Source organism: Pseudomonas sp. TH39(2020), from assembly GCF_016650715.1.
In the GTDB taxonomy this organism is placed as follows: domain Bacteria; phylum Pseudomonadota; class Gammaproteobacteria; order Pseudomonadales; family Pseudomonadaceae; genus Aquipseudomonas; species Aquipseudomonas mandelii_C.
The window spans coordinates 880,354-905,866 of the sequence record NZ_JAEKFF010000008.1 but is presented as its reverse complement, the minus strand read 5'-3'; the positions used below and the strand labels follow the sequence as shown (position 1 = coordinate 905,866).

Annotated in this window: 24 protein-coding genes; 11 read left to right on the top strand and 13 right to left on the bottom strand. The window is 58.8% G+C overall.

Annotation, left to right across the window (positions count from 1 at the left end):
• The first annotated feature begins 75 nt into the window (after window positions 1-75).
• Window positions 76-906: an inositol monophosphatase family protein gene (locus JFU47_RS32515; RefSeq protein ID WP_201188541.1), complete on the top strand. Its 831-nt coding sequence runs from the start codon at window positions 76-78 to the stop codon at window positions 904-906.
• Between the two features lie 654 nt (window positions 907-1,560).
• On the opposite strand, the gene JFU47_RS32510 is transcribed toward JFU47_RS32515, so the two are convergent.
• On the bottom strand, window positions 1,561-1,902 hold the full coding sequence (locus tag JFU47_RS32510; protein ID WP_123366193.1) for a DUF6124 family protein: 342 nt from the start codon (window positions 1,900-1,902) through the stop codon (window positions 1,561-1,563).
• A gap of 129 nt (window positions 1,903-2,031) precedes the next feature.
• Between JFU47_RS32510 and JFU47_RS32505 the strand changes: the two genes are divergently transcribed.
• The gene (locus tag JFU47_RS32505; RefSeq protein WP_201188445.1) at window positions 2,032-2,682 is read left to right on the top strand and encodes a LexA family protein; all 651 of its coding nucleotides are present in this window, start codon (window positions 2,032-2,034) and stop codon (window positions 2,680-2,682) included.
• A 39-nt stretch (window positions 2,683-2,721) separates the two neighbouring features.
• On the opposite strand, the gene JFU47_RS32500 is transcribed toward JFU47_RS32505, so the two are convergent.
• The 4 genes from JFU47_RS32500 to JFU47_RS32485 are packed head-to-tail and all read right to left on the bottom strand — an operon-like array spanning window position 2,722 to window position 8,289.
• Complete coding sequence (locus JFU47_RS32500) at window positions 2,722-4,677, bottom strand: acetyl/propionyl/methylcrotonyl-CoA carboxylase subunit alpha (RefSeq protein ID WP_201188444.1); 1,956 nt, start codon at window positions 4,675-4,677, stop codon at window positions 2,722-2,724.
• Complete coding sequence (locus tag JFU47_RS32495; protein WP_140680138.1) at window positions 4,677-5,492, bottom strand: gamma-carboxygeranoyl-CoA hydratase; 816 nt, start codon at window positions 5,490-5,492, stop codon at window positions 4,677-4,679. The genes JFU47_RS32500 and JFU47_RS32495 overlap by 1 nt, the downstream gene beginning before the upstream one ends.
• Window positions 5,493-5,505: 13 nt before the next feature.
• Window positions 5,506-7,113, bottom strand: coding sequence for a carboxyl transferase domain-containing protein (locus JFU47_RS32490; protein WP_201188443.1), 1,608 nt, complete (start codon window positions 7,111-7,113; stop codon window positions 5,506-5,508).
• A 12-nt stretch (window positions 7,114-7,125) separates the two neighbouring features.
• On the bottom strand, window positions 7,126-8,289 hold the full coding sequence (locus tag JFU47_RS32485) for an isovaleryl-CoA dehydrogenase (RefSeq protein ID WP_046047545.1): 1,164 nt from the start codon (window positions 8,287-8,289) through the stop codon (window positions 7,126-7,128).
• Window positions 8,290-8,493: 204 nt separating this feature from the next.
• Between JFU47_RS32485 and JFU47_RS32480 the strand changes: the two genes are divergently transcribed.
• Complete coding sequence (locus JFU47_RS32480) at window positions 8,494-10,188, top strand: AMP-binding protein (protein ID WP_201188442.1); 1,695 nt, start codon at window positions 8,494-8,496, stop codon at window positions 10,186-10,188.
• Between the two features lie 663 nt (window positions 10,189-10,851).
• On the opposite strand, the gene JFU47_RS32475 is transcribed toward JFU47_RS32480, so the two are convergent.
• From JFU47_RS32475 to JFU47_RS32465, 3 genes are all read right to left on the bottom strand, one after another.
• A complete protein-coding gene (locus JFU47_RS32475) occupies window positions 10,852-11,751 on the bottom strand; it encodes a hydroxymethylglutaryl-CoA lyase (protein WP_140680134.1) in 900 nt (299 codons plus the stop codon).
• 143 nt (window positions 11,752-11,894) lie between these two features.
• Window positions 11,895-12,296, bottom strand: a complete 402-nt coding sequence (locus JFU47_RS32470; protein ID WP_076027992.1) for a MerR family transcriptional regulator — start codon at window positions 12,294-12,296, stop codon at window positions 11,895-11,897.
• A gap of 196 nt (window positions 12,297-12,492) precedes the next feature.
• Window positions 12,493-13,422, bottom strand: a complete 930-nt coding sequence (locus JFU47_RS32465; RefSeq protein WP_008148497.1) for a LysR family transcriptional regulator — start codon at window positions 13,420-13,422, stop codon at window positions 12,493-12,495.
• A 165-nt stretch (window positions 13,423-13,587) separates the two neighbouring features.
• Here JFU47_RS32465 and JFU47_RS32460 point away from each other — a divergent pair, with 165 nt between their 5' ends.
• Window positions 13,588-14,817, top strand: coding sequence for an acyl-CoA dehydrogenase (locus JFU47_RS32460; protein ID WP_033057213.1), 1,230 nt, complete (start codon window positions 13,588-13,590; stop codon window positions 14,815-14,817).
• Window positions 14,818-14,874: 57 nt separating this feature from the next.
• On the opposite strand, the gene JFU47_RS32455 is transcribed toward JFU47_RS32460, so the two are convergent.
• Window positions 14,875-15,681 (bottom strand): TatD family hydrolase, encoded by an 807-nt coding sequence (locus JFU47_RS32455; protein ID WP_046047539.1) that lies wholly within the window; start codon window positions 15,679-15,681, stop codon window positions 14,875-14,877.
• Between the two features lie 235 nt (window positions 15,682-15,916).
• On the opposite strand from JFU47_RS32455, the gene JFU47_RS32450 reads away from it, so the two are divergent.
• From JFU47_RS32450 to JFU47_RS32440, 3 genes are all read left to right on the top strand, one after another.
• Window positions 15,917-17,338: a transglycosylase SLT domain-containing protein gene (locus JFU47_RS32450; RefSeq protein ID WP_201188441.1), complete on the top strand. Its 1,422-nt coding sequence runs from the start codon at window positions 15,917-15,919 to the stop codon at window positions 17,336-17,338.
• A gap of 103 nt (window positions 17,339-17,441) precedes the next feature.
• Window positions 17,442-17,876: a DoxX family protein gene (locus JFU47_RS32445; RefSeq protein ID WP_123366204.1), complete on the top strand. Its 435-nt coding sequence runs from the start codon at window positions 17,442-17,444 to the stop codon at window positions 17,874-17,876.
• Window positions 17,877-18,123: 247 nt separating this feature from the next.
• Window positions 18,124-18,432 (top strand): hypothetical protein, encoded by a 309-nt coding sequence (locus JFU47_RS32440; protein ID WP_046056997.1) that lies wholly within the window; start codon window positions 18,124-18,126, stop codon window positions 18,430-18,432.
• 18 nt (window positions 18,433-18,450) lie between these two features.
• Here the strand turns inward: JFU47_RS32440 and greB are convergent, their stop codons facing one another.
• The 3 genes from greB to JFU47_RS32425 are packed head-to-tail and all read right to left on the bottom strand — an operon-like array spanning window position 18,451 to window position 22,170.
• Entirely contained in the window at window positions 18,451-18,948 is a 498-nt protein-coding gene (greB, locus tag JFU47_RS32435) for a transcription elongation factor GreB (protein WP_129436988.1), read from the bottom strand.
• A 34-nt stretch (window positions 18,949-18,982) separates the two neighbouring features.
• Window positions 18,983-21,487 carry an ABC transporter permease gene (locus JFU47_RS32430; protein ID WP_201188440.1) on the bottom strand — a complete coding sequence of 835 codons (2,505 nt, stop codon included), beginning with the start codon at window positions 21,485-21,487 and terminating at the stop codon, window positions 18,983-18,985.
• Entirely contained in the window at window positions 21,487-22,170 is a 684-nt protein-coding gene (locus JFU47_RS32425; RefSeq protein ID WP_140680127.1) for an ABC transporter ATP-binding protein, read from the bottom strand. Before JFU47_RS32425 ends, JFU47_RS32430 begins: the two co-directional genes overlap by 1 nt.
• A gap of 10 nt (window positions 22,171-22,180) precedes the next feature.
• Between JFU47_RS32425 and JFU47_RS32420 the strand changes: the two genes are divergently transcribed.
• From JFU47_RS32420 to JFU47_RS32410, 3 genes are all read left to right on the top strand, one after another.
• A complete protein-coding gene (locus JFU47_RS32420) occupies window positions 22,181-22,786 on the top strand; it encodes an arylesterase (RefSeq protein ID WP_140680126.1) in 606 nt (201 codons plus the stop codon).
• A 56-nt stretch (window positions 22,787-22,842) separates the two neighbouring features.
• Window positions 22,843-23,136 (top strand): hypothetical protein, encoded by a 294-nt coding sequence (locus JFU47_RS32415; protein WP_003226812.1) that lies wholly within the window; start codon window positions 22,843-22,845, stop codon window positions 23,134-23,136.
• A gap of 102 nt (window positions 23,137-23,238) precedes the next feature.
• The gene (locus JFU47_RS32410) at window positions 23,239-24,210 is read left to right on the top strand and encodes a L,D-transpeptidase family protein (protein ID WP_140680125.1); all 972 of its coding nucleotides are present in this window, start codon (window positions 23,239-23,241) and stop codon (window positions 24,208-24,210) included.
• Between the two features lie 124 nt (window positions 24,211-24,334).
• Here JFU47_RS32410 and oprI read toward each other — a convergent pair whose 3' ends face one another.
• Complete coding sequence (gene oprI, locus JFU47_RS32405; protein WP_002553018.1) at window positions 24,335-24,586, bottom strand: outer membrane lipoprotei OprI; 252 nt, start codon at window positions 24,584-24,586, stop codon at window positions 24,335-24,337.
• A gap of 638 nt (window positions 24,587-25,224) precedes the next feature.
• On the opposite strand from oprI, the gene JFU47_RS32400 reads away from it, so the two are divergent.
• Window positions 25,225-25,512, top strand: coding sequence for a GNAT family N-acetyltransferase (locus JFU47_RS32400; RefSeq protein WP_008057026.1), 288 nt, complete (start codon window positions 25,225-25,227; stop codon window positions 25,510-25,512).
• Window position 25,513: the final 1 nt, after the last annotated feature.

The window sequence follows — 25,513 nt, the reverse complement described above, 5'->3', positions numbered from 1 at the left end:
CTGGATGCCATTGTGCGAGTTGATTCGTTAGATGAGCCAACAGGAAGACTTGCTGGCGTTTCGATTAAACCTCAACTGATACACCCTGACCTTCCAACGCTGCTTTCCCAGGTCATCGAAGTGGTTTCGCAGGTAGGGAAGCTACTTTCCTCAGAATGGGATCGGGTTGATGGGCCAAGGGGGCAGGGCGACAAGGCAGTAGTGGATGTCGAAATTGAATATGCTTTGCGTCAGCAATTAATTGACCTTCATTCCTGCGACTTCTGGGGTGAGGAAACCGGACGCACCCTTACAGGACACCCCTGGTGTTGGGTTGTTGACCCGAATGATGGCACCAGTGATTTTCTGAAGGGTCTCAAAGGTTCAGCCATTTCAGTTGGCCTCCTATACAAACAGACGCCAGTATTGGGTGTGGTTTATGCCCCCGTGACGATAGAGGGTATTCCCGACCACATCGCTTGGGCTGAAGGCTTGCCCAACTTGTTGCGCAATGGCGAGCCCGTAATGACCAAGCTTACGGGTACGCAGTTGTCGAGCAGCACCTGCGTGATGGTCAGTTCAGCCGCCGTGAACCAACCAAGTATCAATCGCGAACTTTGCTCGCCCGGCCGCTTTGTTGCGATGCCCTCAATTGCCTATAGGCTTGCAAAAGTTGCCGCAGGAGATGGTGTCTGCGCTGTTTCTCTCTGCGCGGTATATGCACATGACGTAGTTGCCGGGCATGCATTGTTAAGAGGAGCGGGTGGAGTTTTGCTTGACGAACATGGAGAGCCAATTTGTTATGTAACTGAATCAAAGATGATGGCTGTCTCGCGACGCTGCTTCGGTGGATCAGAAACCGCGTGTCGGGAATTGGTGGTTCGGGATTGGAGTCGTGTTTTCGCAGCGGATGATAGCCAAGCCTAAGATGGTGCTTACAACACCCTCGGTATGCTTGCCGTTTCTTGTAGGTGATCCAACTGAGCATGGAGCTGAGCAACGCTGTCTTTCGGTATGCACTATACGAAAGATCGTCACGTCTCAGTCCAAGGATTTCCATATAACGTAGCGACCACTCTACGAGCCTATAGGACCAATCATTGCAAGGTGTTGGAATACCCGTATAGCGATGCGCCACGCCTATAGGAAAAAAACCGGGGGAAATTCTGGGGGGGAAGCGGGGGGCGTCCTCCTTGACGCCGACGCAGCTTAGAGACTGCGCGATTGATTCTCAAGCGCTATTTTTGATTAGTTTGGGCCAATGATGCCGGGCTTCTCTTGGCTACGGATATTCTTTTGATATCATCCGAGCCATTCGAATTTGCAGCACCTAAAGACTTCATTAGCCTGAAGGTAAAGCCAGAATAACTGGCAAAAAAAAGACCCGGCAAAAAGCCGGGTCAAAAACCGTGATTAGCCTGATGAGGAGATCGTCCAGGAGACCGACCTAAGGTCACTTGGACAATCGACTGATCTCGCGACCAGCTGCACGCAATAATAATCATTCTCGTTTGCAAGTCAAATGCTTTTATCTGCGCGATTGGAAAAATCTTTCCCGTCCTCCTCGCAAGCACCCGTGTCTCACCCGTTCTGATCGCCCTCCAGGGATCGATCCACCATCGCTTTGGCCATGTCGATCATGTGCACCGCTGAAAACGCCAGGTCCCGGCTTGCGCCCTGCAGATTGCTGGCTGACTCGTACGCGATGGCGGCGGCACAACGTAGCAAATCCGTGGCATGGACCAGCGCCTCTTCGCAGCTGATGTTGCGGTTTACGTCAAAGAAACGTTCTTCGACCACTTCCTCTGAAACAGCTGGTTTCAAGTAATAGTCCAGTGCTCGTTGCGCGGCGGCAGAGCCTTTTGGCGAGGTGAGGGAAGTGTCGATTTGCATGTCAGGCAGGTCGTTGCAGGGGATGGACATGGCGATGGCAAACTCCGTGATAGATTCAGATCCGTGAACCAATCCTAGTACGTACTGTATTTATGACGAGAGATTAAATACTACAATTTGTGTTTTGACGGCCGGAGGCGCCCACGTATCGTGCCGCACATGGATAAATGGATTGAATTGGTCAAGGCCAAGATGAGTGAACTCAAAATCACTCAAGAAGAACTCGCAGATCGCCTCGGGATGTCCCAGGGCGGCGTCGGCCACTGGCTGAACAAACGCCGCGATCCTGGCGTCGTCAACATGAACCGTGTGTTGAAGGCGCTGGGCATGGACTTTCTCGAAGTGGCGTTGGTGATCCGCGAACCACTCGTCTTGGAAGAGGAGGAAATGCCCCTGGCGCTCAAGTACAACCCGTACTTCCGCTACCCGGTCAGTGACTGGAAGGAGCCGGCGCAACTGCGCGATGGCGAGCTGACGGTGTACCGCAAGGAGGAACGCTTCGAGCTGACTGACTACCACGCCCAGGGCCCGGCTTTCTGGCTGAGTGTGGGAGGCGATGCGATGACCGCGCCTACTGGCATCAGCATCGCCGAGGGCATGATGATCCTGGTAGACCCGGCCATTGTGCCGGAGCCCGGAAAGTTGGTGATTGCCCACTGGCCGGACAGTACCGAGGCGGTTTTCCGCAAACTGATAGAAGAGGGCGGGCAGCGTTACCTGGTCCCGCTCAATCCGACGTATCCGAAAGCCCTTTACACCGAGGAGTGCCGAATTATCGGCGTGGTGGTTCAGGCGACAGCCAGGTTCTAATCAGATCGGTCCTCGCAAGACGTAGGACCGATCTTCATTTCATGCTTCTTCAAACTCGACCAATGCACTGCCTTCACTGACCATCTCGCCTTCCTGGCAATACAGCGCTTTGATCACCCCGGCGTGTGGCGCACGAATGCTGTGCTCCATCTTCATCGCCTCCAGCACCACCAACTGCGCCCCGGCTTCGACCGTTTGCCCGGCTTCCACCAGTACTCGCACGATGCTGCCATTCATGGGCGCGGTCAGCCCTCCGTGATGGCTGTGACTGGCCTCAACGGCGCTGATCGGGTCGTAGGGCTCGATGCGGCGCAATTCACCTTCCCATTGCAGATACACAACGTCACCCCGGCGGATTGCCCGATGCTGGCGGCGCAGGCCGTTGTGCTCGGTCAGCAGTTGCTCGCCCTTGAGTTGAGCGGTGTGGGCATCATCGTCGCCCAATGTCAGCGCGCGATCCTGGCCTTCACAACTCAAATGCAGCGTGATTTCTGTCGGCAGTCCGGCACGGAAACCATTGCTGTTGGCCCAAGGCGAAATCGGGTCATCGGCACGGGTCGTACTCGGCTGGCTTTGGGTAAACGCCTGGGCGGCGGCTTGCCAGAATTCGTCACTGAGGTCCGAGGCGACCGGCAGCAGTTCTTCCTGATAACGCGGAATGAACCCGGTATCCAGTTCGGCCGCAGCAAACGCCGGATGACCGACGATCCTGCGCAGGAAGTTGATGTTGGTCTTGAGCCCGCCAATGGCAAACTCATCGAGCATGCTCAGCAGCCGCAGTCGCGCCTGTTCACGATCCTCGCCCCAGGCAATCAGTTTGCCGAGCATCGGGTCGTAGAACGGTGAAATTTCATCGCCTTCTTCGACGCCACTGTCCACCCGCCGTCCCGGACCTTGCGCGGATTCGCGATACAGCTCCAGTCGACCGGTCGCTGGCAGGAAATCATTGCTCGGGTCTTCGGCATACAACCGCACTTCGATAGCATGGCCGATCAGCGGAACCTCGGCTTGGGTCATCGGCAGCGCTTCGCCACGAGCCACACGAATCTGCCAGGCGACCAGATCGAGGCCGGTGATGGCTTCGGTGACCGGGTGTTCGACTTGCAGGCGGGTGTTCATCTCCATAAAGAAGAACTCCCCGCGCGAATCCAGCAGAAATTCCACGGTGCCGGCGCCGACATAACCGATGGCCTGTGCCGATCGCACGGCGGCCTCACCCATGGCGCGACGCAGTTCCGGGCTCAAGCCTGGAGCGGGTGCTTCTTCAACGACTTTTTGGTGCCGACGCTGGATCGAGCAATCACGTTCGTTGAGGTACAGGCAGTTGCCATGCTGGTCGGCGAAGACCTGGATTTCCACGTGGCGCGGTTTGAGCAGGTACTTCTCCACCAACATCCGCGAATCACCGAACGAGGATTTCGCTTCACGTTGGGCCGAGGCCAAGGCTTCGGCCAACTGGCTGACATCCTCGACCACTTTCATGCCTTTGCCGCCGCCCCCAGCGGTAGCCTTGAGCAGCACCGGATAACCGATGCGTTCGCAGGCGTCGCGGAAGGTGTCGAGGTCCTGAGCCTCACCGTGATAGCCGGGCACCAGCGGCACGCCGGCGGTTTCCATCAAGGCTTTGGCCGCGGATTTGCTGCCCATGGCATCGATGGCTGAGGCGGGCGGGCCGAGGAAAATCAGGCCGGCTTCTTCGATCGCACGGGCGAACCCGGCGTTCTCGGAAAGAAAGCCATAACCTGGATGAATCGCCTGAGCGCCGCTGGCCTTGGCGGCGGCGATCAGTTTGTCGATTTGCAGGTAACTGTCAGCGGCTTTGCTGCCACCGAGGTCGACGCGGATATCCGCTTCGCGGCTGTGTCGGGCTTCTCGGTCAGTGGCGCTGTGAACGGCCACGGTGGTCAGGCCCAGGGCTTTGGCGGTGCGCATCACCCGGCAAGCGATTTCGCCGCGGTTGGCCACCAGCAAGGTGGTGAGGACAGGTGCGCTCATCAACGCGGCTCCTTGGTGGTGGTTTCGGCTTGCCAGCTCGGTGGACGTTTTTGCAGAAAGGCCCGCAGGCCTTCCTGACCTTCGGGGCTGACACGGATGCGGGCGATGGCGTTTTCGGTGTAGCGGCGTAGGGCCGGGGTCAGCGCGCCGTGGCCGACTTCGCGCAGCAATTCCTTGCTGGCGCGCAGGGCGGCCGGGCTGTTGAGCAGCAGGTTGTCGATCCACTGTTCGACTTTTTGCTCCAGCTCAGCGATCGGATAACTCTCCGACAACAAGCCGATTTCCCGCGCTCGTTGTCCGCCGAAACGCTCGGCAGTCAGCGCGTAGCGACGTGCCGCGCGTTCGCCGATGGCTTGCACCACGAACGGACTGATCACCGCCGGGGCCAGGCCGATACGCACTTCCGACAGGCAGAACTGCGCGTCATCGGCGCCGATGGCCATGTCGCAGCAACTGATCAGGCCCAGCGCACCACCGAATGCAGCGCCTTGCACCACCGCCAGCGTCGGGACTTTCAGCTTGGCGAGGTTGTACATCAACTCCGCCAGTTCCCGGGCATCGTCGAGGTTGGTGTGGTAATCGAGTTCGGCCGATTGCTGCATCCAGGCCAGATCCGCGCCGGCGCTGAAATGCTTGCCGCGTCCACGCACTAACAGGAAACGCAGACTGGCATCGCTCGACACTTTGTCCAGTGCGAGGATCAGTTCGCGGATCATTTCGGCGTTGAAGGCGTTGTTCTTTTCTTCACGGCTGAGCCACAGGGTTGCAAAACCACGCGGGTCGCTCAGCAGTTCGAGGGTATTGAAGTCGCTCATGATTTTCTCCCGATCACATCCGGAACACGCCGAAGCGGCTCTGTTCGACAGGCGCATTCAGCGACGCCGACAAGGCCAGGGCCAATACATCGCGGGTTTGCGCCGGGTCGATGACGCCGTCGTCCCACAACCGGGCGCTGGAGTAGTAGGGATGACCCTGTTCTTCATACTGGTCGAGGATCGGTTGCTTGATCTCCGCTTCCTGCTCGGCGCTGAAACCCTGACCACCGCGTTCGGCCTGCTCGCGTTTCACCTGCACCAAAACACCCGCCGCCTGCTCGGCGCCCATCACGCCGATGCGTGCGTTCGGCCACATCCACAGGAAACGTGGATCGTAAGCCCGGCCGCACATGCCGTAGTTACCGGCACCAAAACTGCCGCCGATGATCACGGTGAATTTCGGCACCTTGGCGCACGCCACGGCGGTCACCAGTTTCGCGCCGTGCTTGGCGATGCCGCCGGCCTCGTATTTCTGGCCGACCATGAAACCGGTGATGTTTTGCAGGAACAGCAACGGAATACCGCGCTGACAGGCCAGCTCGATGAAGTGCGCGCCTTTCTGCGCGGCTTCGGCGAACAGAATGCCGTTGTTGGCGAGGATCGCGATCGGGTAACCGTGCAGGTGGGCAAAGCCGCACACCAGGGTCGTCCCGAACAACGCTTTGAATTCGTCGAACACCGAACCGTCCACCAACCGCGCAATCACTTCACGCACGTCGAACGGCTGCTTGGCGTCGGCCGAGACTACGCCGTAGAGTTCGTCGCTGTTGTAGAGCGGGGCGATGGGCGTGCGCTGTTGCAGTTCACCGAGCTTGCGCCAGTTGAGGTTGGCGATGCTGCGCCGCGCAATGGCCAAGGCGTGTTCGTCGCTCTCGGCATAATGGTCGGCAACCCCGGAAATCTTGCAGTGCACATCGGCCCCGCCGAGGTCTTCGGCGCTGACCACTTCACCGGTCGCGGCTTTCACCAGCGGTGGCCCGGCGAGGAAAATCGTCGCTTGTTCGCGCACCATGATCGCTTCGTCGGCCATGGCCGGTACGTACGCACCACCGGCGGTGCAGGAACCCATGACCACCGCTATTTGCGGGATGCCCATGGCGCTCATGTTGGCCTGGTTGAAGAAGATCCGTCCGAAGTGCTCACGGTCCGGGAACACTTCATCCTGACGTGGCAGGTTGGCGCCGCCAGAGTCCACCAGGTAAATGCACGGCAAGCGGTTCTGCTGGGCGATGGTTTGGGCGCGCAGGTGTTTTTTCACGGTCAGCGGGTAATACGAGCCACCTTTTACGGTGGCGTCGTTGGCGACGATCATGCATTCGACGCCTTCGACCCGGCCGATCCCGGCAATCACGCCAGCGGCCGGAACGTCTTCGCCATACACCTCGTAGGCTGCCAATTGGCTGATCTCGAGAAACGGCGAACCCGGATCGAGCAGGCGATTGATCCGTTCACGAGGCAGCAGTTTGCCCCGCGAGGTGTGGCGCTCTTGCGCCTTCGGGCCGCCACCTTGCTGCACTTTGGCGAGCAGGGTGTGCAGGTCGTCGACCTGTTTGAGCATCGCCGCGCTGTTGGCCGCGAACTCCGCCGAACGGGGGTTTAGCTGGGTATGCAGGATAGCCATGGACAGCTCCGTTTAGCGGGTTTCGTTGAACAGTTCGCGACCGATCAGCATGCGACGGATCTCACTGGTGCCAGCGCCGATTTCGTACAGCTTGGCGTCACGCAGCAGACGACCGGCCGGGAATTCGTTGATATAGCCATTGCCACCGAGAATCTGGATCGCGTCGAGGGCCATTCGGGTCGCGCATTCGGCGCTGTAGAGGATTACTCCGGCGGCGTCCTTGCGGGCGGTTTCGCCGCGTTCGCACGCTTGCGCAACCGCATAGAGGTAGGCACGGCTGGCGTTGAGTTGGGTGTACATGTCGGCGACCTTGCCCTGGATCAGCTGGAATTCGCCGATGCTTTGGCCGAACTGCTTGCGGTCGTGGATGTACGGCACGATCAAGTCCATGCAGGCTTGCATGATCCCGGTCGGGCCGCCGGACAGGACAACGCGTTCGTAATCGAGACCGCTCATCAGCACCTTCACGCCACCGTTGAGCACGCCGAGGATGTTTTCTTCCGGCACTTCGACGTCATCGAAGAACAGCTCGCAGGTGTTGGAACCGCGCATGCCGAGCTTGTCGAATTTGTTGCTGCGGCTGAAGCCTTTGGAATCACGCTCTACGATGAACGCGGTGATGCCGTGGGGGCCTTTTTCCAGGTCGGTCTTGGCGTAGATCACGTAGGTGTTGGCGTCCGGGCCGTTAGTGATCCAGGTCTTGCTGCCGTTGAGCACGTAGTGATCGCCGCGTTTATCGGCGCGCAGTTTCATCGACACCACGTCGGAACCGGCATTCGGTTCGCTCATGGCCAGGGCGCCGATGTGTTCGCCGCTGATCAGCTTCGGCAGGTATTTGGTTTTCTGTTCGTGATTGCCGTTGCGGTTGATCTGGTTGACGCAGAGGTTGGAGTGCGCGCCGTAGGACAGGGCGACCGAGGCCGAACCACGGCTGATTTCTTCCATGATCACTACGTGGGCCAGGTAACCCAGGCCAGCACCGCCGTACTCTTCCGGGACGGTAACGCCCAGCAGGCCCATGTCGCCGAACTTGCGCCACAGGTCGGCGGGGAACAGGTTGTCGATGTCGATTTGAGCAGCGCGTGGTGCGATCTCTTTGGCGACGAAGGACTGAACCTGATCGCGCAGCATGTCGATGGTTTCACCGAGGGCAAAGTTCAGGGATGGGTAGCTCATGGGTCACCTTTTGGCTTTTTTGTAGGGTAGGGAGGGCCGTGATTTGGTTCTCACCTTTACGTTAACGTAAGCCTGTGACGAATGGCTGTCAATCACCCTTTACGTTAACGTCAACTTGAGCGAGAGTAGAGCCAGTTCTGAATGATCGGGGCTAGCCATATGCCTCGTTCCAACAACCCACTAATAAAGACAATAGGGGTCGTCATGGATCAACCCAGTGCAAGCCCGCAGCGCAGTTACACCCGTGGTTCCCAGGACAAAGCCTTGCTGGCGATGACCATCGGCCAGGCGTTCGATAACACTGTCGCGCAGTTCCCGACCGGGGAGGCGCTGGTCGTGCGTCATCAGCAGTTGCGTTACACCTGGCAGCAACTGGCCGAAACCGTGGATCTGCATGCCAAAGCGCTGTTGGCGCTGGGTTTGCAGACCGGTGATCGTCTGGGTATCTGGGCACCGAACTGCGCCCAATGGTGTATCAGCCAGTTCGCCAGCGCGAAAATCGGCGTGATTCTGGTCAACATCAATCCGGCCTACCGCAGCTCCGAACTCGAATATGTGTTGAAGCAATCCGGTTGCCAATGGCTGGTCTGCGCAGGCGCCTTCAAGACCTCCGACTATCACGGGATGCTGCAAGGCCTCGTTCCCGAGCTGGCTGAGCACTCCATCGGAAAGTTGCAGAGCGAACGACTGCCGGAGCTGCGCGGTGTCATCAGCCTTGATGCACAGCCGCCATCGGGTTTCCTGCCGTGGTCGCAATTGACCGATCTTGCGGGGAGCGTGTCGGTCGAGCAGTTGCGTGAACGCCGGGACAGCCTTCATTTCGATCAACCGGTGAACATTCAATACACCTCCGGCACCACCGGTTTTCCCAAGGGCGCGACCCTCAGCCACTACAACATTCTCAACAACGGCTACATGGTCGGCGAAAGCCTGGGGTTGACCGCAAGTGATCGTCTGGTCATCCCGGTGCCGCTGTATCACTGCTTCGGCATGGTCATGGGCAACCTGGGTTGCATGACCCACGGCAGCACCATGATTTACCCCAACGATGCCTTCGATCCGCTGCTGACCCTGACCACGGTCGCCGAAGAAAAGGCCACCGCGCTCTATGGCGTGCCGACCATGTTCATCGCCATGCTCGATCAGCCCAAACGCGGTGAATTCGATCTGTCGAGCCTGCGCACCGGGATCATGGCCGGGGCGACCTGTCCGATCGAAGTGATGCGTCGGGTCATCAGTGAAATGCACATGAGCGAAGTGCAGATTGCCTACGGCATGACGGAAACAAGTCCGGTGTCGTTGCAGACCGGTCCGTCAGACGAACTGGAATTGCGCGTCACCACCGTCGGTCGCACCCAGCCACAACTGGAAAGCAAGATCATCGACGAGGCGGGCAACCTGGTGCCGCGCGGCACTATCGGTGAGCTGTGCACCCGCGGCTACAGCGTGATGCTCGGTTACTGGAACAACCCGCAAGGCACCGCGGAAGCCATCGACCAGGCAGGCTGGATGCACACCGGTGATCTGGCGAGCATGAACGACGAAGGCTACGTATGCATTGCCGGACGTAACAAGGACATGATCATCCGCGGCGGTGAGAATATTTACCCGCGGGAGCTGGAAGAGTTCTTCTTCACCCATCCGGCGGTGGCGGATGTGCAAGTGATCGGGATTCCGTGTTCGCGGTATGGCGAAGAGATTGTTGCCTGGATCAAATTCCATCCGGGCCACAGTGCTACCGAGCAGGAGCTGCAAACGTGGTGCAAGGAACGCATCGCGCACTTCAAGACACCGCGTTACTTTAAATTCGTCGATGAGTTTCCGATGACCGTGACCGGGAAGATCCAGAAGTTTCGGATGCGTGAGATCAGTATCGAGGAGCTCAAAGCGATACCGTAGGATGCCGGAGGCTGCGATCTTTTGGGCTTGGCGCAAAAGGATCAGATCAAAAGATCGCAGGCTGCGCCAGCTCCTACGAGACTGCGATATTTTGGAAAAACCCAAACACCAGAAAGCACAAAGGGGAGCCGAAGCTCCCCTTTAATTTTGTCGTTACGTGCTCTTTTTTTATTATTGAGGGGCGGTCTGTTGTTGTTTTTGGAAACCGTGACCCTTTACCGCTGTTTTTGTCGATCCCCATCCGGGATCAAGAGCAAACGTATTTTTTTGAGCGCTGATCTACTTTTTCGCTAAGCGATCCAACCAGTTCGGGAGCTACCTGAGGGTAGTTTTATTGTTCTCTGCCCGGTTGCGGGTTACTCCGAAAAGCACCCTGAAAAGCACATCCTCTCCAAAAAAATCTGTTAGCTGCGTCTCTGCCGTGTTGTTTTTGTTATGTCAGAGTCGTTACGTCTTATTTTTATTAGGTTTGCCGCTTTTTTTGTTCTTGTTATGCCATAGAGATAGCAGAAGCCGTGCCAACTTTTAAAAATCATTTAATATCAATGATTTATGATTTTTACGGATTTTTCGTTCAGTCAAACCCCGGCAATTTGTTTCCGTGTTACTCGCTTGCGCCCCACGTTTCAGACGCGGCGGTAACACCCGGACACATCCGCGCACTCACTGGGCGCTACGAGCCTTGGCCACTCGCGAACCGGTCGCTCGCCCCAGCACCGTGCAAATCTGCTGACCGGCCAGAATCAAGGCGTCCAGGTCGATACCGGTCTGGATACCCAGGCCATTGAGCAGGTAAACCACGTCTTCGGTAGCGACGTTACCGCTGGCGCCCTTGGCGTACGGGCAGCCGCCGAGACCGGCGATGGAGCTGTCGAACACCGAGATGCCTTCCAGCAGACTGGCGTAAATGTTGGCCATGGCCTGGCCATAGGTGTCGTGGAAGTGCCCGGCCAGTTTTTCACGGGGGACGTCGGCCGACACCACCTCGAACATCTTGCGGGTCGCGCCAGCGGTGCCGGTGCCGATGGTGTCGCCGAGGGAAACTTCATAGCAGCCCATCGCGTAGAGCTCGCGAGCGACCCGAGCGACTTGTGCAGGCGCAACGTTACCTTCGTAAGGGCAGCCCAGCACACAGGACACGTAACCGCGCACGCTGACACCGTGTTGCCTGGCGGCGTCCATAATCGGCACGAAGCGCTCCAGGCTTTCGCTGATCGAGCAATTGATGTTGCGCTGGGAAAACGATTCCGACGCGGCAGCGAAGACCGCGACTTCCTTGACGCCGGCTGCAATGGCGTCTTCAAACCCGCGCAGGTTGGGGGCGAGTGCACCATAAGTCACGCCCGGCTTGCGCTGGATCTGCGCGAAGACGTCGGCGGAACCGGCCATTTGCGGTACCCATTTGGGCGAAACGAAACTGCCGACTTCTATATAGCCGAGACCGGCGGCGGTCAGCGCGTCGACCAGTTGCACCTTGTCCGCAACGCTGATGGGTTGGGCTTCGTTTTGCAGGCCGTCGCGTGGGCCGACTTCGACCAGGCGTACGTGAGTGGGTAGGGACATGGGATTGACCTATTGTTATGGACGAACACTGTTCAAATGTGGGAGAGGGCTTGCTCGCGAAAGCGGACTTACATTCAACATTGATGTTGGCTGACTGATCGCCTTCGCGAGCAAGCCCGCTCCCACATTAGATTTGTGTAGACCTACTGAATGACCTGCTGGTTTTTGATCGTCTGTTCCAGCGCCTGAGTGCAGCGCTCCTGCGCGGTGTCCAGCTCCAGCTTCATCTGTTCGATGTCGAGCATCTGCTGCTCCAGCTGTTCGCGGCGTTCGGCGATTTTGGTCAGCATGGTTTGCAGCTGTTTCTGATTGCCGCCGGTGGGGTCGTAGAGTTCGATCAGCTCGCGGCATTCGGCCAGGGAGAAACCAATGCGCTTGCCCCGCAGGATCAGCTTCAGGCTGACCTTGTCACGGGGCGAGTAGATGCGTTCCTGGCCGCGTCGCTCGGGGCTGAGCAGGCCTTGCTCTTCATAAAAGCGAATGGCCCGGGTGGTGATGTCGAGCTCGCGGGCGAGGTCGGAAATGCTATAGGTCTGGCTGCTCATGGAAGCGCTCGAAAAAGGTCATGGCGCTAAGCTAATGGCAGGTTGACGTTTACGTCAAGGGGCGTGGATTTTTGCTGTCATTGCCGGCCCCTTCGCGAGCAGGCTCGCTCCCACATTCGACCGCATTCTTTCTGGAAGAACCGGGTTAAATGTGGGAGCGAGCCTGCTCGCGAATGAGGCGCCTCGGTGCAAAGTCCTACACTTTGTCGAGCTTCTTCTCATGCGCCGTCACCTGCTGGCACAACTCGATCATCTGCTCGCGCATCCAGCGGTTGGCCGGGTCCTGGTCGGTGCTTTCGTGCCAGTAGAGGTGGGTTTCTACCGGCGGCACATCGTTGACCGGCAGGTTCACCGAGTACAAATCATGGCGACGGGCGAAGCGTTCCGGCACGGTCATCACCATGTCGGTTTGCTGCAACACCTGGGATGCCATCAAGTAATGCTGGGATCGCAGGGCGATCTTGCGCTGGATGCCCATTTTGCCCAAAGCCAGGTCGACATGGCCCAGACCACTACGACGGCTGGAAATATGGATATGGGTCAGCGACAGATAATCATCTAGGGTGAATTTCTCTTTGCCTGCCAGCGGATGGCCCTTGCGCATGGCGCACACGTACCGGTCTTCCATCAACTTGACGTGGCGCACTTGCGGGTCAGTGTTGAGGGGGGCATCGACGGCGAAATCAAGACGCCCGGCCGCCAGCTCCTTGGTGGTTTCGCGGCGCTTGGACAGGAAGCTTTCGATGATCACCGTCGGCGCCAGGCGCCGCAGGCGCTGAAACAGCGGCGGCAGGATCACCGCTTCGGTGAGGTCGGTCATGCTGATGCGGTAGGTCTTGACCGCCTGCAACGGGTTGAAAATACGGCTTTCCTGCACCGACACCCGCAGCAGGGAGAGGGCGTTGCGTACTGGTCCGATAATGTTCTGCGCCATGGGCGTCGGGACCATGCCCTGAGCGGTACGCACGAACAATGGATCATTGAAGGTCTCGCGCAGACGGGCCAGAGCGTTCGAGACCGCCGGTTGAGTAATGCCGACAATCTGCCCTGCACGGGTCAGGTTGGCTTCGGTGTAGATCGCGTCGAAGACGATGAAAAGGTTGAGGTCGACCTTGCTCAGATTCATTGCGCTGCACTCTTATTGTTGGGCTCTCGATCAGCCGATCATATATCGGTGATGAATGTTAATACACGCCGAGAATAGGCTAGGTAAATTTTCGTAGCTGTTCTAGCATCGATTGCATGACCTGAACAACTCATCAAAACCCTCCGTTAAAAGGTAGAGCTGCCCATGGATTTCGCTTATTCGCCCAAGGTGCAAGAACTGCGTGAGCGCGTGACCGCGTTCATGGACACCTACGTTTATCCCGCTGAAGCGGTGTTCGAGCGCCAGGTCGCCGAGGGCGATCGCTGGCAGCCGACCGCAATCATGGAGGAGCTCAAACTCAAGGCCAAGGCTGAAGGTTTGTGGAATTTGTTTCTGCCTGAGTCCGAACTCGGCGCTGGCCTGACCAACCTCGAATACGCGCCGTTGGCAGAAATCATGGGCCGTTCGCTGCTGGGCCCCGAGCCGTTCAACTGCTCTGCGCCAGACACGGGCAACATGGAAGTGCTGGTGCGTTACGCCAACGAAGAGCAGAAGCAACGCTGGCTCGAACCATTGCTGCGCGGCGAGATACGCTCGGCGTTCGCCATGACAGAACCCGACGTGGCCTCGTCCGACGCCACCAACATGGCCGCCCGCGCCGTGCGTGATGGCGACGAGTGGGTGATCAACGGCAAAAAATGGTGGACTTCAGGCGCCTGCGATCCACGCTGCAAGATTCTGATCTTCATGGGCCTGAGCGATCCTGACGCGCCGCGTCATGCGCAGCACTCGATGATTCTGGTGCCGGTGGATGCCCCGGGCGTGAAGATCGTTCGTCCGCTGCCAGTGTTCGGTTACGACGACGCACCCCACGGCCACGCCGAAGTGCTGTTCGAAAACGTCCGCGTGCCGTACGAAAACGTCCTGTTGGGCGAAGGCCGCGGCTTCGAAATTGCTCAGGGTCGCCTTGGCCCGGGACGGATTCACCACTGCATGCGTTCAATCGGCATGGCGGAACGTGCATTGGAACTGATGTGCAAACGGGCGGTAACCCGTACTGCGTTCGGTAAACCTTTGGCACGTCTGGGCGGCAACATCGACAAAATCGCCGACTCGCGGATGGAAATCGACATGGCACGCCTGCTGACATTAAAAGCGGCGTACATGATGGACACCGTCGGCAACAAGATTGCGAAAAGCGAAATCGCTCAGATCAAGGTTGTCGCGCCGAACGTGGCCTTGCGGGTGATTGACCGGGCGATCCAGATCCATGGCGGGGCAGGGGTGTCCAACGATTTCCCACTGGCCTACATGTATGCGATGCAACGCACCCTGCGCCTGGCCGACGGCCCGGACGAAGTGCACCGCGCGGCGATCGGCAAGTTCGAGATCGGCAAGTACGTACCTAAAGAGATGATGCGCAGCAGTCACTAAGACCGCGACGCTTGTATCGCGGGCCTGGATCAGGCTCGCGATAGCGTTGAGGCTGCATCAATCAACAGAAGGCAACCCGTAGAATGCTCGCGCACACGCCGTGCTGTGAGCAGCCAGATCTTCCTCGCTCTCCCCGCGATGCAACGCCACTTCCCGCAACACTTCAGTCAGATACGCCGGTTCGTTGCGACCATTCTTCGGCTTGGGTCGCAGACTGCGCGGCAACAGATACGGCGCATCGCTCTCCAGCATTAACCGTCCCCGCTTGATCTCTTTCACCAACGGATGCAGGTGCGTGCCCCGGCGCTCATCACAAATCCAGCCGGTGATACCGATGTGCAAATCCAGGTCGAGGTAACTGAACAGCGCCTTCTTTTCGCCCGTGAAGCAATGCACCACGGCGGCTGGCAACTGATCACGGTAATCGCGAAGGATCTCCAGCAAGCGCTGACTGGCATCGCGCTCGTGGAGGAACACCGGCAATTGCAGCTCGACCGCCAACTCCAAGTGCTTTTCCAGGACTTTTTCCTGTTGCGGCCGCGGCGAGAAATCACGATTGAAATCCAGCCCGCATTCACCCACCGCCACGACGTTCGGCTCCTTGAGCAAACTGCGCAGACGCTGGGCGCTGTCGGCGTTCCAGTCGCTGGCGCAGTGGGGGTGAATGCCGGCTGTGGCGAACAGCCGTTGAGCCGTTTCGTCCAGTTGCCGGCACAGTTCCAGCGCCTGCTCGCTGCCCTCGACACTGGTGCCGGTGAGCACCAATTGGCAGACCCCGGCAGCGTAGGCGCGGTCGAGTACAGCCTGGTGTTTGTCGGCAAAACTGGGGTTGGTCAGGTTGACGCCGATATCGATGAGTTGCATGGTGCTACCTCGGACCAAAGGCCGGAAAGCATATCAGAGCTGTAGATTTATAAGAAAAACCAAGAACTACAACGAGTTATAGCTGTCTCTTGATGCCGCGAGACAGGTCAGGGTGGCTTGGGTGCCATCACTGTGCCAGTCTTTCGCACTTTGCCAGCGCTCACGGCGCTCTGTTTCTGTCGTTCGATTTCATGAAAATTCTTGAGATCGGCCCAGTATTCTTTCTGGAGAGTGGATGATACGTCCCTCGGTTTTGCTACTGCTGTGTTGTTCGTTGCTGCTGCCGATGCCGGCGGTAGCACGTCTGGCCGGGCCGCTGCAAGCCGTGCCTTCGACCAAAGCGCGCGACTTGGCGGAAATCCGCAGCAGTCGTGTGTTGCGGGTGCTGGTCAACCAGAGCCGCAACAGCTCCGGCGAAGTTGAGGGCCAGGCCATCGGTGTTGAATACCACCGATTGCGTGCCTTCGAGCAGTACCTCAACGGTCACGCCCGTGACGGTCAGGAAATTACCCTCAAGATCATTCCCAAGGGCAAGGATCAACTGATCGGTGCTTTGCAGCGCGGCGAGGGTGATCTGGTCGCGCCGGGGGAACTGCTGGACCTGCAACCGGGCCACGCAGTCAGCACCAGTGAACCGATTGCCAGCAACATCCCGTTGATATTGGTCGGGATCAAAGGCGAGCGACGTTACACTCGTCTCGAACAACTCTCTGGCAAAACCCTGGCGTTGCCCACTGGCAGTGCCGCCGGGGACGCGGTCAGCCAGATCAATCAAAAGCTCGCGCTGCTTAAACTGCCACCGGTGACCATCGAGTGGGTCGATCCCAGTCTGGCGGTCGAGGACGTGCTGGAGATGGTCCAGGGCGGAATCTTTCACCTGACCATCGTCGAGCAACCCATTGCCGAGCGCTGGGGCAAGATTTTGCCCAAGTTGCGTTTCGATCGGCAGGTGCTCATCAGCGAACCGGGCGAAGAGTTCTGGTTCGTGCGCCGCGACGCCTCAATGTTGCGCGCGAGCATTGATCGCTTCCTGACTGGTTACAAAAAACCATCGGATCAGGATGCCGCGTTCCTGCGGATCTATCGACGTCTGTATCAAGTGCACTATCCATTGGCCAAGGCTGATCGGCAGCGCCTCGAGAAACTTCGGCCGGTGCTGCAGAAACACGCCGAAGCCCAAGGCATGGACTGGTTGAATCTGGCGGCGCTGGCGTTCAAGGAATCGGCCCTGCAACCCAATGCCCGCAGTGGCGGCGGCCCTACCGGCCTGATGCAGATTACCCCGTCCGCCGCTCAGCGGGTGGGGGTCAACAACATTCAGAATCTCGACGCCAATGTGCAGGCTGGGGCCAAGTACCTGGCAATGATTCGTCGCAAGTTCTTTGCCAGCCCCAAACTCAACGAGCGCGAGCGCATGGCGTTCGTGCTGGCGGCCTACAACATGGGGCCGGAGCGGGTTCAGGGCATGCGTGCCGAGGCTCGTCGGCGCGGTTTGAATCCCAATCAGTGGTTCTTCCAGGTCGAACGCATCGCCATGGAGCAGGTGGGAATGGGCGCCGTCAGCTATGTTAATAGCGTGAACAAGTATTACCTGGCGTTCGATCGGGAGCGGGAGTCGTTGGAGCCCCAGGGGCAGAAAGTTGCCTCACGTAAATAATCGAATAAGCTGATTGTTATGACGCATTAATTGCGCTTTTAACATGAGATTTACTGATTAATATAGCGGCCAACCAACACACACTGACAACGGATGACACAGCATGAGCACACTGATCAACAAGGTACTGTTTACCCGCGCTGGCTACGGCCTGACGGTCTTGCGGATTTTCGTCGGCATCATCTTCGCTGCCCACGGCTCGCAGAAACTCTTTGGGGCGTTCGGTGGTTACGGCCTGGCGGGCACCGCGCAGTACATGGAAAGCATCGGTCTGGCGCCGGGCTATCTGATGGCGACGCTGGCGGGCGGTACCGAGTTCTTCGCCGGTCTGGCATTGATCATTGGCTTGCTGGTTCGCCCGGCAGCCCTCGGCCTGACCATCCTTTCACTGGTGGCGATCTTCTCGGTGCATCTCCCTCACGGTCTGTTCATGGTCAACAACGGTTATGAATTCGCCCTGGCGCTGCTCGGTGGCACTATCGCGGTGTTGATCGAAGGCGCCGGCAAGCTCTCGGCTGACCGCGCTATCGCCGGCTGACCGCTCTGGCTCAATGAAAAGGCCCGCATTGCGCGGGCCTTTTTATTGCTCGTCATTCTTGACACTGTCCGGTCAGCTTCTCTAGGATGTTGCCCATGCGCCGATTTAAACAGCTACTTGCGGGGCGCCAGGTGACTCATTCAGTTGCCGACAGAAGCTTGAAACAGGCTTCGAAATACCGCTAAAGCGCTGGTTCGGTGTTGCCTCTCACCTGCCATGCAGAATTTTGAGGCAGAGACACGACACAATGAATGCACTAAGCCCCGTTATACGCCCCGCGCCGATCACGGCACACCTCACCCAGCGCAATCCAAAAATTCTGCTTGGCGGCAAACATCAGCCGACACTCTTGCGTTATCTCGATGGCTGGCCACGTCGCACCGGTGGGCCTGCGGCCTTCCTGATCCAGTTTGTCGAAGAGGGTGAATCGCTGGCTCGATTTGCCAGCGACAGTTTCGATCTGGCGGTGATTCAATCACCCAGCCTCGAGGACGCCCCCGAAGTGATCAAGCAATTGACTCGCGTTGCCCGACAGGGGCTGATTACCCGCCGTTGAGTCTTAGAGCGCTGCGGCTCAAAGGTAGTCGATCGCCACGATATACACGCACTGCTCACCGGTCGGTGTCTGGACCCGAACTTCGGCGTCCAGCGCTTTGCCGATCAGGGCGCGTGCCAGTGGCGAGTCGATGCTGATCAGACCCAGCTTCAGGTCCAGCTCATCCGGCCCGACAATGCGATAGCGCGACTCTTTGCCGTCCTCGTCTTCAATCGTGACCCAGGCGCCAAAATAAACCTTGTTCGGGTCGCTCGGTTTTTCGCTGACGACTTTGAGCGCTTCCAGCCGCTTGGTGAGAAAACGTACGCGACTGTCGATCTCGCGCAGCATCTTTTTGCCGTAGGTGTATTCGGCGTTTTCCGAGCGATCGCCCTGTGCCGCGGCCTCGCTGACTGACTGTGTCACCTGCGGCCGCCGAACATGCCAGAGCTCATGAAACTCGGCCCGCATCCGCGCTTCACCTTCGGGGGTGATCAGCGCGGTGCCAGCGGTGCGGGGAGGGCGATAACGGCTCATGGCAACTTCTTGTGGTAGAGAGAGCTTGAGTCTATCAACCCTCGCGCAAGACTGTCAGGGGGCTGGCGTTCAGCGCACGGCGCGTACCAAACACACCGGCTCCCCCAATCAGCACCGCACCGATCAGTGGAAGCACCAACAACCACGGATGCGGGTGCCACGGCAGGTCGAAGGCGTAGCGGTAGAGCACCATACTCACCAGCTCCGAACCCAGCGCTGCCAACAATCCGCTGACCGCACCAAGCAAACCGAACTCGATCCGCCGGGCCTTGACCAACAGTTGCCGCTCGGCTCCTAGCGCTCGCAACAAGGCGCCTTGGCGAATGCGTTCATCGAGCGTCGCTTGCAAGCCTGAAAACAACACCGCCATCCCCGCCGCCAACACGAACAACAGCACGTATTCCACCGCCAGGGTGACTTGGGCGAGGATGCTGCGCAGCTGTTCGAGCAAGGCTTCGACTTGCAAGATGGTCACCGCCGGAAACGCCCGGGACAGGTCGACAATCTGCTGATCGTGACCGGCCGCCAGATAAAAACTGGTCAGGTAGGTCGCCGGCAAATCCTTCAAGGTTCCGGGCTGGAAAATCATGAAGAAGTTAGGCTGGAAGTTGTCCCAGTTGATGTCCCGCAGGCTGGTGACTTTCGCTTCGCGATTGACGCCACCCACGGTAAACACCATGTGATCGCCGAGCTTGAGCTTCAGGCTTTCGGCGACTTTGCCTTCCACCGATACGCCGGGAATTTCGTCCGGTGTCTGTTCGGTCCACCAGTTACCCGCAGTGAGCTTGTTGCCCGCCGGCAAATCCGCCGCCCAGGTCAGGCTCAGGTCGCGCTGTATTGCTCGGTCACCGGCCGAATCCTTGCTGACGATTTCCTGTACCGGCTCGCCGTTGATGCTGATCAGCCGTCCAGGTACCACCGGGTATAGGGGCGCCGATTGCGCCGACAATTTGATCAGGCGATCGATGAACGCCTGTTTGTCCGCCGGCAGGATGTTCAGCGCGAAATAGTTGGGCGCGTTTTTCGGTAGCTGGTTCTGCCAGGTGTCCAGCAACTCGCCGCGCAGCAATGCGATCAGCGCCATGGACAGCAGAATCAAACCGAAGGCCAGGGATTGCCCCGCTGCCGCTAGCGGATGACGCAGCAATTGGCCCAAGCCGAGGCGCCACGGCAAAGAGGCGCGCGCCAGCATTCGGCGCAGACTCTTCAGAAGCAGCAACAACAAACCGCCAAGGATTAGCGCTGCAATCACGCCACCGCCGAGCAGGGCGAACGTCAGCAGCAGGTCCAGGCTCAGACGCCACATGATCAGCCCGAGGGCACCCAACGCCGCGCCGTAAACCACCCAGGTGCTGGAAGGAATCGGCAGCATGTCCCGACGCAACACCCGCAATGGCGGAACCCGGCCCAGTGCAGCCAGTGGCGGCAAGGCAAAACCGGCCAGCGCCACCAATCCGGTGCCAATCCCGGCAATGGCAGGAAACAGACCGCCCGGTGGAACGTCGGTCGGTAATAAATCATGCAGCAACGCGAACAGTCCCAGTTGCGCGAACCAGCCGATGAGGGCGCCGCTGATGCTGGCAAGCAGCCCGAGCACCGTCAGCTGCAAACTGAACAGCACCATGGTTTCCCGTCGGGACAGCCCCAGGCAACGCAGCAATGCACTGGCATCGAATCGGCGGGTGGCGAAGCGCGTCGCCGACAGCGCCACCGCCACACCCGACAACAGAACCGCCACCAGACTGGCCATGTTCAAGTAACGCTCGGCCTTGCCCAAGGCACCGCCGATCTGTCGGTTGCCATCACGGGCATCCTGCAAACGCTGGTTGGCGGCCAGGCCGGGTTTGATCAATTGACGATAGGTTTCCAGCGTCTCGGCTTTACCGCGCCAGAGTTCGCGGTAACTGACCCGGCTGCCGGGTTGCACCACACCGGTCGCCGCGAGATCGCTGAGGTTGATCAGCACCCTCGGCGTCAGGCTGTAGAAATTCCCGGCGCGGTCCGGTTCGTAGGTCAACACTCGCGCCAGTTTGAGGGTTCGCATGCCGACGTCGATGCTGTCGCCGATCTTCAGGTCCAGCGCGGTCAGCAGTCGTGCTTCGACCCAGGCTTCACCGGGTTTCGGTCCGCCACCGGATTCTTCCGGGGCGAAGGGCGCCGGGGCACTTTTCAGTTCGCCGCGCAGTGGGTAAACGTCGTCGGCAGCTTTGATGCTGGATAGCTGAATGCCATTGTCAGTGGCGATGACACTGGAGAATTCCACTACCTGAGCGTGTTCGAGCCCAAGCTCCGTGCCGCTTTTAATCTGTTCGGGCCGTGCCGGTGAACTGCCTTCGAGCAGCAGGTCGGCACCGAGAAACTCGGTGGCGCGCAGCATCATGGCGCCGTTCAGGCGGGCGCCGAAGTAGCCAATGGCGGTACTTGCCGCAACGGCCACAAGCAAGGCAAAAAACAACACGCGCAACTCACCGGCGCGGGCGTCGCGCAGCAGTTGGCGGATGGCAAGACTGAACAGGCGCAACAGCGGCAGGCGTGGCATCAAGGCTCCAGAGGGGCGACCAGCAGGCCGGCTTCAAGGCGGATCAGACGCCGGCAGCGATGTGCCAGGCGTTCGTCATGGGTCACCAGCACCAGGGTTGTACCGCGTTCCTGGTTGAGCTCGAACAGCAGATCGCTGATGCGCTCGCCGGTATGGCTGTCGAGGTTACCGGTGGGTTCGTCGGCAAACAGCACATCGGGTTCGGCGGCAAACGCACGGGCAATCGCCACGCGTTGCTGTTCACCGCCGGAGAGCTGGCGGGGCGAATGGGTCAGCCGTTGGCCCAGCCCGACGCGTTGCAGCAGTTCGGTAGCGCGCTCACGGGCGTCCTTGCGGCCATCGAGTTCCAGCGGCAGCATGACGTTTTCCAGGGCGTTGAGGCTGTCCAGCAGCTGGAATGATTGAAAGACAAAACCCACGTGCTCGGCGCGGATGCGCGCGCGCTGGTCTTCATCGAGATTGCTCAGGGCTTGCCCGGCGAGCGTGACTTCACCGCTGCTCGGCAGATCGAGACCGGCGAGCAGGCCCAGGAGGGTGGATTTGCCGGAACCGGAGGCGCCGACGATGGCCAGACTGTCGCCCTTGTTCAGTTCCAGGTTGAGTTCGTGCAGGATAGTCAGTTCACCTTCCGCGCTGGGAACCACTTTGCTGAGGTTCTTCGCGGTGAGAATGCTTGCGCCCATGGAGAATCCGATGCGTGTGTGGTTTTTGAGTGCTGGCCTGGCCTTGATGTGCATGGCCCAGAACGCAGCGGCGGGTACTGTCCTGATCGTTGGCGATAGTATCAGCGCCGGTTTCGGACTGGATACCCGCTTGGGGTGGGTGTCGCTGCTTGAGCAACGGCTCAAGCGCGAAGGTTTCGACGATAATGTGGTCAATGCGTCCATCAGCGGCGACACCAGCGCCGGAGGCCAGGCGCGCCTGCCAGCGCTGCTTGCAGAGCATAAGCCTGAGTTGGTAATCCTCGAGTTGGGCGGCAACGATGGCCTGCGCGGATTGCTGCCAACGCAATTGCAACAAAACCTTGCAGCAATGATCGACAGCTCCCGCGCCAGTGGAGCGAAGGTGCTGCTGCTGGGCATGCAATTGCCACCCAACTACGGCGTCCGTTATACCGAGGCCTTTGCGAAGGTCTACAGCACGCTGGCCGAGGAGAAAAAGATCCCGCTGGTGCCGTTTTTTCTCGACGGCGTGGGCGGTCATCCGGACTTGATGCAAGCTGACGGCTTGCACCCGGCTGCCGGAGCTCAGGACAAGTTACTGGAAAATGTCTGGCCGACACTGAAACCGCTGCTTTGACGCTTTTCTAGCGGCGGTGTTTCGGCTAAGGTGGCGCCCCCGATTTGGAGCCCCCGATGCCGCGTCCCGCCTGGTCACTTTTTGCCTACCAACTGATCGAGCCTGACGAACAGCTGGATCTGTTCGCCTGCCAGGAAGTGCGGGTACATCTGGTGACCCGTCAACTGGAGTTGGGCGGCTCGGCGGACCGGACCTTGTGCGGCAGCCTGTTGCCAGCCCAGCCGCGCTGGTCGAGCGTCGATCGCCGTGTGTTCCAGGATCAGCGCCTGTGCTCGCTGTGTCGGGCCATTCTGGAATCGCAAAAACGCGGCACATCGCCGATCTGGCCGGAACTGCGTTTCGAGCTTTAGAAGCCGATAGATTGCTTGCTATCGGTCAACTCCCCGATTTTCCAGACGCCGGTGTACAATCCCGTTTTTATACCCTTGTCGATCATGCGAAGGATTTTCCGGATGTTGCCGCGCTTTCCTGCCGTCACCCGCTACCTGTCTCTCGCCGCCCTCTGTGTGGCGGGTCCCGTAGCAGCATTGGAGCTGCCCCTGCCACCGCCCGGTGAAGACATCATCGGTCAGGTCCAGGTGATCAAGGCCAAGTACGAAGATACCTTCGCCGACCTTGGTACCACCTACGATCTGGGCTATTTGGAAATGGTCGCGGCCAACCCTGGTGTCGATCCATGGCTGCCGGGCGCTGGCACCGAAGTGGTGCTGCCGACGCGTTTCATCCTGCCACCAGGCCCGCGTGAAGGCATCGTCATCAACCTGGCCGAGTACCGCCTCTATTACTTCCCGAAAGGCCGGAACGTGGTGTACACCTTCCCGCTGGGTATCGGCCGTGAAGGCTGGGGCTCGCCGATTGCCCATACCAGCATCACCGCCAAGACGCCGAACCCGACCTGGACCCCTCCAGCGTCGATCAAGGCCGAGCACGCCGCCGATGGCGATCCACTGCCAAACGTGGTGCCGGCCGGCCCGGACAACCCGCTGGGGCCGTTCAAGTTCACGTTGGGCACGCCGGGCTACCTGATCCACGGTTCGAACAAGAAGTTCGGCATCGGCATGCGCACCAGTCATGGTTGCTTCCGCATGTTCAATAACAACGTGCTGGAAATGGCGGGCATGGTGCCGGTAGGGACGTCGGTGCGGATTATCAGCGACCCGTACAAGTTCGGTGTCAGTGGCGGCAAGGTGTATCTGGAAGCGCACACTCCGCTGGACGACAAGGGCAACCCTTCTGTGGTCGACAAACACACCGCGGTGATCAACGCGATGCTCAAGCGTGAGGACATCACCAACAACCTGCGCATGGACTGGGATGTGGTCCGCGACGTGGTTGCCGCCGAAGATGGTCTGCCGGTGGAAATCGGAGTGCCGAACTCCTCGGCGCCGATGGTGACGAGTGCGCCGATCGACCCGTTGCAGTAATGCTTGAAAGGAACCCGCCGATGCTGACCGCATCGGCGGGTTTTTTATTGCCTGTACGAAATAGCGGGCAATAAAAAAGCCGACCCAAAAAATGGGTCGGCTTGATAACAATCCCGAAGGATTATTACTTGCGGCTAGCTTTGTCCAGCATGCGCAGAGCACGCTCGTTAGCTTCGTCAGCAGTCTGTTGTGCTTTTTGAGCAGCAGCCAGAGCTTCATCAGCTTTACGGTAAGCTTCGTCTGCACGAGCCTGGGAGCGAGCTGCTGCGTCTTCAGTAGCGGTCAGACGTGCTTCGGTTTCTTTCGATACGCTGCTGCAACCGGTAGCCAGAACTGCGGCCAGAGCCAGAGCAGAGAATTTCAGAACGTTGTTCATCGTGTTCCCCTTCAAGGACTTTCTATTAAGTTAGCTGTCTCCTCAGAGTGAGGAAATAGCCGGCGTACATACTACCCATTACTTGTCGTAAGTAAACTGACGTAAAGCAGGAAGCCAAAAAAATTGTAGGCGTTGATTCTTTTTCGAGCAACTTTTAACTGCATTGTTTAAAAAATATACAGCTGGGAGGCCCGAGCTGAGCGAGCCGCCGAAGAAAAGTTCAGCGAGCACAGGGCTCTTTTCTCCGTATTGGCTAAAGTCTGTCTAGATGGATTCGTCCACACTTTTGTTCGGATTTTGCGTGGCGTCTCTCATATCTTTATCCATCTTCAGGTGACTTTAACAAAGGGCGCTCGTCTTAAGTCTCAACATCCGGCAATGTTCAGGCTGTCGACCTTCAGATATCTTGGTCGAGCCGTCTCTGCGCAACCCGGAGCAGCACCCCGCCCCCAGCGTGATGACGAGCGTACCTTGAGCATTTCTGCCAATGGTGCCTACTATTTGATACGTGCTCGGTTGCGCGAGATGGGTGCAGTTCTTCTCGGTGTCCTTTCAGGCACGGGGTGGCGTAGATGTTCCTTCGCCGGAAAAACATCGGTAAGGTAGGGGTCAGAATTCCAGACCCGCGAGGAGTAGTGATGAGCGAGGCGTTGTCCATCCACCATGACCAGGCTGGTCATCAGTTCGAGACCAATGTGGACGGTCATCGTGCCTACCTGACCTATATGGATCTGGGGAAACAGACCCTGGATATCTATCGCACCTTTGTGCCCAACGCGCTGCGTGGTCGCGGCATTGCGGCAGCCTTGACCGAGAAGGCGTTGGAGTACGCTGAAGAAATGGGTTACACCGTCATTCCATCGTGTTCCTACGTGGAACGCTACATGGAGCGCCACCAGCGGCATGCAGCCAAGCTGAGCCAGTAAC